At 61.4% G+C, this 14,344-nt stretch carries 9 protein-coding genes and 2 pseudogenes; 5 read left to right on the top strand and 6 right to left on the bottom strand.

The features are described 5' to 3' along the window. Both ntrC and IPP03_11830 read right to left on the bottom strand, forming a co-directional pair. A complete protein-coding gene (gene ntrC, locus IPP03_11835) occupies positions 1–1,413 on the bottom strand; it encodes a nitrogen regulation protein NR(I) (GenBank protein MBL0353304.1) in 1,413 nt (470 codons plus the stop codon). A 49-nt stretch (positions 1,414–1,462) separates the two neighbouring features. Then, positions 1,463–2,533 carry a PAS domain-containing protein gene (locus tag IPP03_11830; GenBank protein MBL0353303.1) on the bottom strand — a complete coding sequence of 357 codons (1,071 nt, stop codon included), beginning with the start codon at positions 2,531–2,533 and terminating at the stop codon, positions 1,463–1,465. A gap of 169 nt (positions 2,534–2,702) precedes the next feature. Here IPP03_11830 and IPP03_11825 point away from each other — a divergent pair, with 169 nt between their 5' ends. After that, complete coding sequence (locus tag IPP03_11825; GenBank protein MBL0353302.1) at positions 2,703–3,830, top strand: ISAs1 family transposase; 1,128 nt, start codon at positions 2,703–2,705, stop codon at positions 3,828–3,830. A gap of 76 nt (positions 3,831–3,906) precedes the next feature. Continuing rightward, positions 3,907–4,995 (top strand): efflux RND transporter periplasmic adaptor subunit, encoded by a 1,089-nt coding sequence (locus IPP03_11820; GenBank protein ID MBL0353301.1) that lies wholly within the window; start codon positions 3,907–3,909, stop codon positions 4,993–4,995. A gap of 67 nt (positions 4,996–5,062) precedes the next feature. On the opposite strand, the gene IPP03_11815 is transcribed toward IPP03_11820, so the two are convergent. Continuing rightward, positions 5,063–6,448, bottom strand: a complete 1,386-nt coding sequence (locus IPP03_11815) for an IS4 family transposase (protein ID MBL0353300.1) — start codon at positions 6,446–6,448, stop codon at positions 5,063–5,065. 134 nt (positions 6,449–6,582) lie between these two features. On the opposite strand from IPP03_11815, the pseudogene IPP03_11810 reads away from it, so the two are divergent. Next, positions 6,583–9,666: pseudogene (locus IPP03_11810) on the top strand (efflux RND transporter permease subunit). Here the strand turns inward: IPP03_11810 and IPP03_11805 are convergent. The 3 genes and pseudogenes from IPP03_11805 to IPP03_11795 form a co-directional block, all read right to left on the bottom strand. Further along, entirely contained in the window at positions 9,667–10,137 is a 471-nt protein-coding gene (locus IPP03_11805) for a DUF4124 domain-containing protein (protein MBL0353299.1), read from the bottom strand. Between the two features lie 113 nt (positions 10,138–10,250). Beyond that, positions 10,251–11,666: a type I glutamate--ammonia ligase gene (gene glnA / locus IPP03_11800; protein MBL0353298.1), complete on the bottom strand. Its 1,416-nt coding sequence runs from the start codon at positions 11,664–11,666 to the stop codon at positions 10,251–10,253. Positions 11,667–11,856: 190 nt separating this feature from the next. Beyond that, a pseudogene (locus IPP03_11795) lies at positions 11,857–12,608 on the bottom strand (cation transporter). Between the two features lie 145 nt (positions 12,609–12,753). Between IPP03_11795 and IPP03_11790 the strand changes: the two are divergent. Together IPP03_11790 and nadA are read left to right on the top strand one after the other, a co-directional pair. Beyond that, positions 12,754–13,206: a rhodanese-like domain-containing protein gene (locus IPP03_11790; protein ID MBL0353297.1), complete on the top strand. Its 453-nt coding sequence runs from the start codon at positions 12,754–12,756 to the stop codon at positions 13,204–13,206. Positions 13,207–13,240: 34 nt separating this feature from the next. Continuing rightward, complete coding sequence (gene nadA, locus IPP03_11785; GenBank protein MBL0353296.1) at positions 13,241–14,338, top strand: quinolinate synthase NadA; 1,098 nt, start codon at positions 13,241–13,243, stop codon at positions 14,336–14,338. The last annotated feature ends 6 nt before the right edge of the window (positions 14,339–14,344 follow it).

The following is a 14,344-nucleotide window of genomic DNA, read 5'->3' as shown; positions in this document are numbered from 1 at the left end:
CTACTCCGCTGCCGTTTGCCTGCCCCCTTCGATGCCCAGTTCCGCGATCTTGCGCGTGATCGTGTTGCGCCCGATGCCGAGCGCCAGCGCGGCCTCGATCCGGCGCCCTCCGGTTCGTGCCAGCGCGCGGGAAATCAGGATGCGTTCGAAGGAATGAGCGAGGCGGCCGTGGACATTGTCGACGCCGGCGGCGAGCAGACGATCGACCTCGCCGGCAAGCCCACTTTCCCAGTCGGTCGCCAGGGCAATCGGTTCACCCTCGCGCAGTTCGGCCGGCAGGTCGCCGATCTCGACCAGTTGACCGGGGGCCATGACGGTCAGCCAGTGGCACAGGTTTTCCAGTTGCCGGACGTTGCCCTGGAAATCGAGTCCTCTCAGGTTGGCCATGACGGCATCGGACAGGCGCTTGGCCTCGACGCCGAGTTCGCGGGCGCTCTTCTGCATGAAATGACGGGTCAGGAGCGGAATATCCTCGCGCCGCTCGCGCAACGCCGGGATGCGGATACGGATGACGTTGAGGCGATGAAAGAGATCCTCACGAAACAGACCTTCCTTGACCCGCGTTTCCAGGTTCTGGTGCGTAGCGGCAATCACGCGGACGCTGGCCTTGATCGGCGAATGACCGCCGACCCGGTAATAGTGCCCATCGGAAAGGACCCGCAGCAACCGCGTCTGCAACTCGGACGGCATGTCGCCAATTTCGTCGAGAAACAGCGTGCCGCCCTCGGCCTGTTCGAAGCGTCCCCGCCGCTGCGTCTGCGCTCCCGTAAATGACCCGCGCTCGTGGCCGAAGAGTTCGGACTCCAGCAGATCCTTCGGAATCGCCGCGGTGTTGATCGCGACGAAGGACTTGTCGGCGCGCGGACTGTGCCGGTGCAGCGCGCGTGCGACAAGTTCCTTGCCGCTGCCCGAATCGCCGGTGATCAGCACGGTGGCGTGCGACATGGCGAGGCGGCCGATGGCCCGGAAGACCTCCTGCATCGCCGGGGCCTGCCCGAGAATCTCCGGTACCAGCGACTCTTCCTGGAATGCACCAGCCTGGTGCATTGACTCGTCAATCGCCCGCTGGATCAGCTCGACGGCCTGATCGACATCGAAGGGTTTGGGCAGGTACTCGAAGGCACCGCCCTGAAAAGCGGAAACCGCGCTTTCGAGATCCGAATAAGCGGTCATGATGATGACCGGCACGGCCGGGAAGCGGTTCTTCATTTCCTGGAGTAACTCCAGCCCCGACTGCCCGGGCATGCGGATGTCGGAAAGCAGCACCTGCGGCGGCTCGGCGCCCTGCTCGAGCCGGGAAATAGCTTCGCTGGCCGAAGCGAAACTCTTGAACGAGATGCCCTCGCGCGTCAGGGTCTTTTCGAGGACCCAGCGGATTGAGCGATCGTCATCGACGATCCAGACCGGTTTCATGATTTTCTTGCCCACCTGATTGTTAGCTGTGGAATGCAACAAGCAAGACTCAGGCCTGCTCCACCGGCAGCCGAATGATGAACACCGTCTCGCCTGGCCGACTCGAGCAATCGATGGTGCCGTGATGATGCTGGACGAAATTCTGGGCGATCGTCAGGCCCAGTCCGCTGCCCCCTTCACGTCCCGAAACCAGCGGATAGAACATGCTTTCGCGAACCGCTTCGGGAATCCCCGGTCCATTGTCGATGACCTTGATCTCGAGGGCGAGGCGGTAGCGTTTCTTGGCCAGCGTAGCCTGGCGCAGGATCCGCGTGCGCAACACGATTTCGCCATCGCCGCGCATCGCCTGCGCCGCATTGCGCGCGACGTTGAGAAACGCCTGGATCAGTTGCTCACGATCGCCCACGAGTTCCGGCAGGCTGGTGTCGTAATCGCGGCGTATTACCAGCGAGCCCTGGAATTCGGAGGTGAGCAGACTACGGACGCGCTCGAGGATTTCGTGGATATTGACCGTGGTCGGAAGCATCGTCCGATGCGATGTCAGCAGACGCTTCATCAGGTTCTGCAGACGGTCGGCCTCTTTAATGATGACCTGGGTGTATTCCTTCAGCGAAGGGTTGTTCAGTTCGTGCTCAAGCAACTGTGCGGCACCCCGGATGCCGCCCAGCGGGTTCTTGATTTCGTGCGCCAGATTGCGGATCAACTCCCGGCTCGCCTTTTGCTGTTCGATGAGATGCTCTTCGCGGGTCGCCGCCAGTTGGTGCTCGATTCGCTGCAATTCCACCAGCAATCGCACATCTTCCGCCATGTCCTGACGCAGTGCCGTCACCGTGCAGTTGACGTGGAGCAGTTCGCCGTCGCTGCGCTTCAGTTTGATGTTCTGCCCGGTATAACCCCAATTGCTGTTCAGCGCATTGTCAAACGCGGCCTGCAGGGTTGCCGGACAGGCGCACACCGCCGCCAACGGCTTGCCTGCCACCGTGCGCAGGCTGACGGCAAGCAGGTTCTCTCCAGCCGGATTGACATAGCGCACGGCCAACTCCTCGTCGAGCAGCAGCACGGTCGAGGCAAGGAGGTCAAGTCCGGCTAATGATCCGAATGTGTCATTCATGTCCGCCATTGTAGCGATTCAAGCGGTGCCACGCCGAAGCCGTTGCTTTACTCAGGGCAATCGCATGAATGCCACTGTCGTAGACCCTCAAAAATAGTCGTTGACGATCAAGGGCTTACGAAGGAGCTGTTCACAGCTCTCTGATTTGTGTAGTTTTCTGTCTTTTTGGAGTCTTTCCATGGCGACAGGAAACACGGTTCGGCTGTTGGATATCTGGGTCGGTGTGGGTGATCCGCGACAGATGAAGAAGGTCGAACACAAGCGGGTGGAATTGCTGGTAATTGCCGTCTGTGCCGTGCTTTCAGGGGCGGATACCTTCGTCGAGATCGAAGCCTGGGCGAATGAGAAGGAAGCCTGGCTACGCCAGCATCTGACGCTTGAATACGGTATTCCCAGCCATGACACCTTCGGTCGGCTTTTTGCGGCGATTGATCCCGATCAGTTCAGCGCTGCCTTTGTGCGCTGGATCAGCCAGGTCTTGCCGACACTGACGAACGGCGAAGTCATCGCCATTGATGGCAAGACCAGCCGTTGCTCGGGAGGCGTCGACGCCACGCCCCTGCCTCTGGTCAGCGCCTTTGCCGCGGGCGCTGGCTTGGTACTCGGACAACGGGCAACCCCCGCCAAGTCGAACGAGAAGACGGCGATTCCCGAACTGCTGGCGACGCTGGCGCTGGAAGGCTGCGTCGCGACCAATGACGCCATGGGGACGCAAGCGACGATTGCACAAGCCATTTGGGCGCGGGGAGTGGACTATGTTCTGGCAGTCAAGGACAATCAGCCGATGCTGGCCGAATCGATCAAGGATTTCTGGCAGGCCTTTGAGACGGCGCCGGACAAGACAGCGCATCAGGCTCACGACGTTGTCGAAAAGGATCATGGTCGCCTGGAGGTGTGTCGCTGCACGGTATTCAATCAACTGGACTGCTTGCATGCCCCTGAGCGTTGGCCGGATCTGCAGTCGTTTGCGGTCATCACCACCGAGCGCACGGTCCGTGGAAAAACCTCGTATGAGCGGCGTTGCTACCTGAGCAGTCTGGCGCCGGATGCGGCCCGTCTGAATCTCGCTGTCCGTCAGCACTGGCGTGTCGAGAACAGCCTGCATTGGTGCATGGACGTCGTCTTTGGCGATGATCAGATGCGCGCTCGCACGGATCATGCCGCGCACAATCTGGCCGTCCTTCGCCAATTCGTCCTGAATCTGCTTCGCCTCGCCCCGGTTAAACGCAAAGGCGGACTCAAGGTGCAGCGCCTCATCGCCGCTTCTTCCGATGCCTTTCGCGAACAACTCCTCGGTCTTGTATAAGATTCATGCGATTGCCCTGTTGCTTTACTAACCACATGTTCATTATGATTGGGGGATTTCGCTTCGCGCCTTCCCGATGCCTCCCTGCAAACTTGTGCCACCGGCTGTCGCGCTCTGCATCGCCATCGTCCTGAGCGGCTGCGGCAGCACGGAACCGCCAGTGCCAGCGGTCACCAGCGTTCTGGTTCAGCCCGCTGGCGTCAGGGACGCCGGGCATGCCATCTATACCGGCGAGATTCGGGCGCGACACGAGGCTGACCTGTCGTTCCGGGTCGGCGGAAAGATTGCCTCCCGCCTGGTCGACGCCGGCATGGCCGTTAACGCGGGCCAGGCGCTGGCCCGCCTTGATCCAGCCGACCTGCAGCTTTCCAGGCAAGCCGCGCTGGCGCAGGTGGCTGCCGCGGAAAGCGAATTCACCACCACCAGCAGCGAACGCACCCGCTACGCCGACCTTCTGGCCAAGCGGTTCGTCAGCCAGGCCGCCTTCGACGCCAAGGAAAACGCCTTCCGCGGTGCCCAGGCGCGATTGGAACAGGCGCGCGCCCAGAGCCAGATCAGCGGCAACCAGGCCGATTACGGCACCCTCCTGGCCGATCATGATGGCGTGATCACTGCCGTGCTCGCCGACGCCGGCCAGGTTGTCGGCGCCGGCCAGCCGGTTTTACGCCTGGCACGCCCGGAAGAAAAGGAGGTGGCGATCGCGATTCCTGAAGGCCGTCTCGCGGAATTCAAGGCGGCGCGGGAGATCGCGGTCAATCTATGGGCCCAGCCGGACGTGCTCATGAAAGGCAAGGTCCGCGAACTCGCCGCGGCCGCCGACCCGGCTTCCCGCACCTACGCAGCCCGGATCCGCATTGTCGACCCGCTGCCGGTGGTGCAGCTCGGGATGACGGCCCGCGTCGTTCTGGGTTCATCGTCGGATGCGGCCATCGTCGTCCCGCTGACGGCGATTGTCGACGCCGGCAAGGGGCCGCGGGTATGGGTCGTCAACGAAGGCAAGGCAACGCTGCGGACGGTCGAAATTGGCGCTTTCCGTGAAGATGGTGCGGCCATCGCCAGCGGACTGGAATCCGGCGATCTGGTTATCCTGACGGGGCAGCAGCGGCTCGTCGACGGGCAGGTGGTGCAGACCCAGCCCGCCGCACCCCCCGCACGGCAGCGCTGAATCGTGACCCAGCGCTTCAATCTGTCCGACTGGACACTGCATAACCGGACCCTGGTTGGAATGGCACTTACTTAAGCTTTTTGGGATGTCCATTTTTCATGACGATAGCTTTGGCGAGATTACGTGGTTTGGTGAGCATTGGATAGGGTTTAGGTCGTCGTTTGACGGCGCGAGGCTCGATCCGGCCCGGTCGGTTACCGACCTGTTGTTGGGCGATTAAAACGAATAGTTCGCTGTGTATGTTGTGATGGCTGCGGCTCGCAAAGGGTGCCCAGGCGAGCCAGATTTGCACGGTATGCTTGAAGCTCAGTTGGCGCGGCAATCTGTGGGAGAGCATTGCAGCCTGAGCCATCATTAACCGAATCAGATTGTAGGCGAGGAGATAGACCCAGATTTCCTTGATCGCCATCGCAGGCGTCAGGCAACTCAGTCGTTCCATGCCGAGCGTGGTCTTGATGTTGCGCAGATCGAGTTCAACGTGCCAGCGATCCCGATAGAGCGATTTCAAGGCAGTCTTGTCGGTTTGTTTTGGGCAAAGCAATGTCGTCACCCGTGTCTTGCCACCGACCCGAAGCTCGCGTACGGTCAGACTCTCGGGGGCCTGATCGTAGTCGGCCTGAGGCATCCAGTCGGGTTTGCTGACGGGTTTTGGCAGCACGATCAGATGATCGCACTGCCCCAACTGCCGACCTCGGCAAAAATCGGTGGTGCGTTGCCGCGCGCCATTTTGTTCAAACACCGCATCAATGCACCGCTCGCGTAATGAGCAGAGGAGAAAATAGGTGGCGTAGAAGGCGTCGCCCAACAGTAAATCACCCTGCTCCAGGGAATCGAATATCGAACGCAGCAACGACTGCTCATCGCTGCCCTTGCCCCGACAGGAGCCGGTCGTGGCATTGAGTACCGCCCCGCTACCCAAACAAACGAGCCCAACGATCCGGCACTGCGGGAAACCCAGTCCCGGCTTCTGGCTCGTCGGTTGCGGGTAGACGACCTGATTGTCTGAGGTGTCGGGCATTACGACGGTCGTCCCGTCCACCAGACGGACGGGACGACCCCGCCAATGCCAAGCTGTCGGCGCCTGCGTGGCGACTCTTTGCCCCACGTGGCACGCCAGTGTACTGAGCATCTTCAAAGGCAAGCGCTTTCGCGCCCGGCAATAGGCGCCCGTGTGGGTGCTGCCCGGCACCAGGCCGCCAACCAGGCATTTGACCGCACGGTCATTGACTGCCTTCTGGCAGGAACGATCGGTGCTCAGCGCTTGGGCCAGAAACATCGACAACGTCTCCGTCGGGGGATATTGCCTTTCTCGGTGGGGCGGCAGTTCAGATTCCACGGCATCGAACAATTCCGGCCCCATCAACAGGTTGAAAAACGCATAGGCGTCGCTCTGGGCAGCGTGGGCCTTGACCGTTCGGTGTTGCTGTGCGCGTGTACTGCGGATAGGATGCATTTGGGCTGGCTCATCGTGGGCGGGTTGGGTGTTTGGCGACGCCAACTTATCACGCGTCGATCCAGCCTGTTTCATCATTTGCATCAAAGAGTTGAACGTTAAGTAAGTGCCATTCGACCCTGGTTGGTTTTTTTATGCTCGCCATCGCGCTGATGGGTGTCGTCTCCTACGGCCGGCTGAGTCAGGCCGAAGACCCGCCGTTCACCTTCAGGGTGATGGTGATCCGCACGCTGTGGCCGGGTGCGACGGCGCTCCAGGTCGAGCAGCAACTTACCGACAAGATCGAGAAGAAGCTGCAGGAGATGCCGCACATCGACCGCATTCAGAGTTTCTCCCGGCCCGGCGAGTCGACGGTTCTGTTTTTCGCCAGGTATGGCGTACCGGGGAGCCTTGTTCCGGATATCTTCTATCAGGTTCGCAAGAAGGTCGGCGACATCCGGCACACCCTGCCGACCGGCATTCAGGGCCCGTTTTTCAATGACGAATACGGCGACGTCTTCGGCAACATTTACGCGCTGACCGCCGAAGGCCTCGATTACCCCCAGCTCAAGGACATCGCCGAGCGCATTCGCGACCAACTCCTGCGCATCCCTGGCACCGGCAAGGTGGAGATCTTCGGCATTCAGGACGAAAAGATCTTTATCGAACTCGCGAACGCCAAGCTGGCGACGCTGGGCATCGATCAATCCACCATCATCTAGGCACTGAGTCAGCAGAATTCGGTCACCGGCGCTGGCTTTTCCGAGCTCGATGATGAGCGCATACAGATCCGGCCGGGCGGCGCCTTCGACACCGTTCAGGCGGTGTCCGACACGCTGGTCCGTAGCGGCGGTCGCAGCTTCCGCCTTGGCGACATCGCCACCGTGAGGCGCGGCATCAGTGACCCGCCGACAACCGAAGTGCGCTTCGGGGGAAAGAGGGCGTTGGCCATCGGCGTTTCACTGGCGCGCGACGCCGACATCATCGATCTCGGCAATGCCCTCGAGGCGCAGATCGCGAAGGTTCGCGGCGGTCTACCGCTGGGTGTCGAAATTACCGAGGTTCTCAGCGCCCCCAACGCCGTCCGCAAGTCGATCACGGTATTCGTCCGGGCGCTGGCCGAGGCGGTTGCCGTCGTTCTGCTCGTCACCTTCACCAGTCTCGGAATGCGCACCGGAATGGTCGTCGCCGTCTCGATTCCGCTGGTTCTCGCCGCCACATTCCTGGCGATGGATCTGTTCAACGTTGGGCTGCACAAGGTATCGCTCGGCGCGCTGGTACTGGCGCTCGGCTTGCTGGTCGATGACGCGATCATCGCCGTCGAAATGATGTGGGTGAAAATGGAGCAGGGCTGGGAACGTACCCGTGCCGCATCGTTTACCTATACCAGCACGGCCGGTCCGATGCTCTCAGGCACGCTGGTCACCGTCGCCGGTTTCATTCCGATTGCCATCGCCAAGTCATCCACCAGCGAATATGCCTTCGCCTTCTTCCAGGTCAACGCGATTGCCCTGCTCATTTCATGGGTCGCCGCCGTCGTCGCGATTCCCTGGCTCGGCTACAAGCTGCTGCCAGATCCGCGGGCGCCGAGACAACCCGGCCTGATCCAGCGCCGCTGGCCCTGGCTGGCGGGACGGCTGGAACGAGCCGGACTCGTCAGAGGCACACACGGCGACGAGCAAGAAGTGTACGGAACGCCGTTCTACAACCGGTTCCGCATTCTGGTGCGGACCTGCGTCCGGCGCCGCTGGCTGACCTTCCTTGTCACGCTTTTACTTTTCGCGCTGTCCATCGTCGGCATGGCGAAGGTGCAGAAGCAGTTTTTCCCGAACTCGACCCGTCTCGAACTCAATGTCGAACTGCGGCTGCCCGAAGGCTCCTCGCTCGCCGCCATCGACGCGGCGACGAGGAAGCTCGAAGACTGGCTGGACGAAGACAAGGCCCGCTTCGGCCAGCATGATCATTTCATCACTTACGTCGGCTCGGGGTCACCGCGTTACTTCCTTTCGCTCGATCAGCAACTGCCCGCCACCAATGTCAGCCAGCTGGTCATCATGACTCGCAGCCAGGAGGCGCGCGAAGCCTTGCGCGGTCGACTGATCGAATTGTTCGAAAATGAAGCCTGGGGAGTGCGTGGCAACGTTGCCCGCATCGAAAACGGCCCACCCATCGGCTACGCGCTCCAGTACCGCGTCTCGGGCGAGGATCTGCCGACCTTGCGGCGGATCGCCGGCGATGTCGCAACCGTTCTGCGCAGCCACCCGGAACTGTCGAATGTGAATCTCGACTGGAACGAGCTTTCCAAGGTCGTCGAGATTGAAATCGATCAGGACAAGGCGCGCCTGCTCGGCGTCTCCGGCCAGGACATCGCCGCGCTGCTCAACATGTCGCTCAACGGACTCACCGTAACCAGCTTCCGCGAGGGCGAGAAGACTATCGACGTCGTCCTGCGCGGCGACCGCCAGGAACGCGGCCAGTTGTCGGCCCTGCCAGATCTTGCAGTGCCGACGCGCAGCGGCAAGAGCGTTCCGCTCAGCCAGGTCGCCCGCCTCAAGTTCTCGTTCGAACCGGGCCTGATCTGGCGCCGCGACCGCCTGCCGACCATCACCGTCCGCGCCAATCTCTACGGAAAGACCCAGCCGGCAACAATAGTCGCCAATCTGCAACCACAGATCGACCAGATCATCGCCAGCCTGCCCGCCGGTTACGACATCGCAATCGGCGGCTCGGTCGAGGAGTCGGCGAAAGGCTCGAACTCGGTGATGGTAGGCATTCCAGTCTTCATTTTGCTGGTCATCACGGTGCTGGTGATCCAGCTGCGGAGCGTATCGCGGGTCATCATGGTGCTTCTGACGGCACCGCTCGGAATCATCGGCATTGCGCTCTTCCTGCTGCTCTTTAACAAGCCGTTCGGATTCATGGCGCTGCTGGGAACGATTGCCCTGTTCGGCATGATCATGCGCAACTCGGTCATCCTGGTCGATCAGATCGAGCAGGACATGGCGGCGGGCAAGCCCCGCGGCGAAGCGATCGTCGAATCGACGGTGCGCCGCTTCCGCCCGATCGTGCTCACCGCGACGGCGGCAGTGCTGGCCATGGTGCCGCTCTCGCGCAACGACTTTTTCGGGCCGATGGCGGTAGCGATCATGGGTGGGCTGCTTGTCGCCACCGCCCTGACCTTGCTTTTCCTCCCGGCGCTGTATTCGGCCTGGTACAAGGTCAAGCCAGACGCTGTCTGATCAACGCAGGCCGGAGAGCTCCTTCTGGATGGCAACGATATTGCGCTCGTGTTGCGCGACGCGATCGCGATAGGGCTGAACGCGGTTGAGCGCCGAAGCCGAGCCGTCCCTGCCGCGCAGAGATTCCTGGTCGGCCAGTTCGCGTTGCGCCTGATCCAGACTACGCTGTTCACCCGCCAGTTCCTGTTCGAGGATGCGCTTGCGATCAGTGTCGCGGGCCTTCTGCGTGTCCTCCTGCACCCTAGGGAAACCCGTCGGAGACGGATTCGCGGTGGCGCCAGAGGGCTTGGGCCTGGGTGCCGGTAGCGAAGAGTCCGGAGTGACGGGAACCGCCTTGCAACTCTTGTTCACACGCGTATTCGAGATCAGCATGCCGCCGTTCGCATCCGTGCACCGGTAAATGGTCTGCGCCGACACCGGCAAGGCGAGTGCAAGAAGAACTGTGGCGAGCATGCTGCGTGTCATTGTCATTATTCCTCGTGAGCGCTCCAGTTTACCGGACTTGGCGGCCACGCATACCAGCCGGTGGACAAAAAAAGGGCGGGAGAACCCCGCCCTCTGTTGCCACCCTTGCAGGAAAACAGCTAGCAGGAGTAGTACAGGTCGAACTCCACCGGGTGCGTCGTCATGCGAACCTTGTTGACTTCGTCCATCTTCAGGTTGATGTAGGCATCGATCCAGTCGCTGGAGAAGACCCCGCCACGGGTCAGGAACTCGCGGTCCTGGTCCAGCGCGGCTAGAGCTTCCTCGAGGCTGGCGCAGACGGTGGGGATCTTTGCATCCTCTTCCGGCGGCAGATCGTAGAGATTTTTGTCGGCCGGGTCGCCCGGGTGGATCTTGTTCTTGATGCCGTCCAGACCGGCCATCATCAGGGCCGAGAAGCACAGATACGGGTTGGCGATAGGATCCGGGAAGCGGGTCTCGATACGGCGCGCCTTGGTCGAAGCAACATGCGGGATACGGATCGAAGCCGAACGGTTCTTGGCGGAGTAAGCCAGCTTGACCGGCGCCTCGTAGTGCGGGACCAGACGCTTGTAGGAGTTGGTGCCCGGGTTGGTGATCGCGTTCAGGGCCTTGGCATGCTTGATAATGCCGCCAATGTAGAACAGGGCCAGTTCGGACAGCCCGGCATAGCCGTCACCGGCAAACAGGTTCTTGCCGTCCTTCCAGATCGACTGGTGAACGTGCATGCCGGAACCGTTGTCGCCAACGATTGGCTTGGGCATGAAGGTGGCGGTCTTGCCGTACTGGTGGGCAACGTTGTGCACCACGTACTTGAGTATCTGGGTCCAGTCGGCGCGCTTGACCAGGGTGGCGAAGAGGGTACCGATTTCGCACTGACCGGCAGTGGCGACTTCGTGGTGGTGAACTTCGACCGGTACACCGAGGCTCTCAAGGGCCAGCACCATGGCGGAACGGATGTCGTGCAGGCTGTCGACCGGGGGAACCGGGAAGTAGCCGCCCTTGACGGTCGGACGGTGACCAGTGCCGCCGCCGCCTTCAGTCTTCTCGCCGGAAGTCCAGGCAGCTTCGGAAGAGTAGATCTTCAGGTTGCAGCCGGACATGTCGACGTTCCATTCAACCGAGTCGAAAATGAAAAATTCGGGCTCCGGACCGAAATAGGCGGTGTCGCCGATGCCGGTGGACTTCAGATAGGCTTCAGCACGCTTGGCGATTGAGCGCGGATCGCGATCGTAGCCACGACCGTCTGCCGGGTCGACGACGTCACAGGTCAGAACAATGGTGGTTTCGTCGAAGAAGGGGTCGATGTAAGCAGTGCCGGGATCCGGCATCAGCTGCATGTCGGAAGCCTGGATGCCCTTCCAGCCAGCGATCGAGGAGCCGTCGAAAGCGTGGCCGTTCTCGAACTTGTCTTCATCGAAGGCGGAGACCGGCACGGTGACGTGCTGTTCCTTGCCACGGGTATCGGTAAAGCGGAAATCGACGAACTTGGCGTCGTTCTCCTTGACCATCTTCATCACGTCTTGCGGGGTTGCCATAACCATCAATCTCCTAACTAATCAGAAAGCCGGCGTGGCCGGCGACAATTAAAAAATCCAATACAAATTTTAAAGCATAAACCGTGCCGATACAATTCTGCAGAGCACACCATTTTGCCACAAGGAAATGCGTCAATTACCCAAGGATCTGTCGCATCATTACCGTGCAAGCGCGCGATCGATTGCACCGCTACGGTGCAATCCTGAAGTTAAGCGAGATGCTGCGAATTACCGGATGCCCCTTGATCCGCTCACCGAGGTAATGAAGTACTACGCGGTCGTGTCTCGGCAGGTCGGCCAGCAATCCCGTCAGGTCGTCAAGCACGACCTCCCTCAATGGCAAGCGGGCTGCCGCAACATCGGGGTCATGATCGTCCTCGGGATCGATATGAACGAGCACGTCGGGATGCTCGCGCAGCACGGCGGTACGCGCCGACTCGGCAATCCGGTGACCTTCGGAAACAATGATCCGCGCATCGACGCATTACATGCGTATCGACCAGCGTCTGGTGCGCCATGCGCCGGGTATCCAGCTCACGCAGACCACGCACCCCGGCCGTTGCCTGCAGGGTCTCCCGGACCGCCACCACCTGCGCCTCGTCGAGCCCGGTATCGATCAGTTCCTCGAGCGCGCCCCAGGCCAGCCCAACACCCGTGCGCAGGATCATGAAACTCATCAGCGCCGCCGCTCAGCAACCCGGATTCGCAGAGGATGCCGCCGCCGATCAGGATCAAGGAGGCGCCGAGTATCAGCGTCGCTGCCGTGTCAACGCGCGCATGACCGCAGGTGTGCGCCGCATCGGCAGGGTGGGCGCTCTGGCGGGCGGCATGGATGACGAGAAAATCCGAGAGCAGATTGGAGAAGGACTGCAGGCCGTGGGCAACCAGCGACTGCGAATTGGCCAGCCGGCCGACAATGACCTGAGCGATCGCGAGCAGCAGGTTGACCGCGACACTGACCCAGGTGGCGCGTGCGCTTCGGCAGTGCGATCAAGCCGTCCCCTGGTTGGCTGCACCCGATGGAGATGATCGAGACCCATTCTCTGTGCCCTATACTATCGGATCTGGATTCTAACAGTCGCGGATTATGGGAAAGTTAACGGAGATCCTCACCCTCGCTCAACAGCGCGCCCGGGCCATGAGCCTGTCGTACGAGGGTGCGCTGACGCCGCGGGAAGCCTTCGACCTGTTGCGTCTGGCGCCCGGCGCCCGGCTGGTCGACGTGCGCACCCGCGCTGAATGGGACTGGGTGGGGCGCGTTCCCGGTGCTGTCGAAATCGAGTGGAACATCTATCCGGGCGGTGGGCGAAACCCTCATTTCGCTGCCGAACTGAAGCGCCAGGTCGATCACGAAGCGCTGGTACTCTTCCTGTGCCGCAGCGGCGTCCGCTCGGATTACGCGGCACGTCTGGCGACCGAAGCCGGATATGGCGACTGCTACAACATCCTTGAAGGATTCGAGGGTGACAAGGACGCCAACGGCCAGCGTAACACCTGTGGTGGCTGGCGCCATGCGGGGCTGCCCTGGCACCAAGGGTAAGCCCTTACCCGGAGAACCATTTCGGAAGACCCACATGCAATCAACCACGATCGCCTTTAAGCCCTTCAACAGCCTGCCTGACGGCGACTGCCAGGAGCGTATACGCGCCGCCCGCGCCCGACTCGGCAGGAAGGTAGTCATCCTCTGCCATCACTACCAGCGTGCCGACATCTACCAGCATGCAGACCTGACCGGCGATTCGCTGAAACTGTCCAAGCTGGCCGCGCAGACCGATGCGGACTACGTCGTCTTTTGCGGCGTGCATTTCATGGCCGAGGTCGCCGACATCATGACCGCGCCCAACCAGATCGCGATCCTCCCTGATCTCGCCGCCGGCTGCTCGATGGCCGACATGGCCAACCTGGCCAAGGTCGAGCGCTGCTGGCGCGAGCTGGGCGAAGTGCTAAATGCCGAGGCGGAGATCACCCCCGTCACCTACATCAACTCGGCAGCCGACCTGAAGGCATTCTGCGGCGAACACGGCGGCATCGTGTGCACCTCGTCCAACGCCGGCACTATCGCCAAATGGGCTTTTGCTCAGCGCCCGAAGGTACTGTTTTTCCCTGATCAGCATCTCGGACGGTGGACGGGACACAGCATGGGCATCCCGATGGACGAAATGGTCGTCTGGGACCCCGACCTCGAACTCGGCGGCCTGACGCCGGAGCTGGTCCGGAAGGCGCGCATCCTGCTATGGAAGGGTCACTGCTCGGTGCACCAGATGTTTCAGAAGTCGCACATCGACTCCTTCAGGGCGAAATACCCGGAGGGGTTGGTCATCGCCCACCCCGAGTGCAATTTTGAGGTCTGCGCCGCTTCCGATCATGTCGGCTCGACCGAGCACATCGTCAGGACCATCAAGGAAGCGCCGGAGGGCACGCGCTGGCTGGTCGGCACCGAACTCAACCTGGTTGACCGTCTGGCCACGGAAGTCCTGCCGCAGAACAAGATAGTCCAGTTCATGGCGACGACCATCTGCATGTGCTCGACCATGCAGCGCATCGACCCTCAGCATCTGGCCTGGACCCTGGAAAATCTGGCGGCCGGCAAGGTTGTCAATCAGATCCGCGTTCCCGAGCACGAGGCCGGGCTGGCCAGGCTGGCGCTCAACCGCATGCTGGCGATTTCCTGACCGTTC

It is taken from the genome of Candidatus Dechloromonas phosphoritropha (genome assembly GCA_016722705.1).
In the GTDB taxonomy this organism is placed as follows: domain Bacteria; phylum Pseudomonadota; class Gammaproteobacteria; order Burkholderiales; family Rhodocyclaceae; genus Azonexus; species Azonexus phosphoritrophus.
Note: the sequence above shows the minus strand (reverse complement) of the source record. Positions and strands in the feature narration are given on the sequence as shown.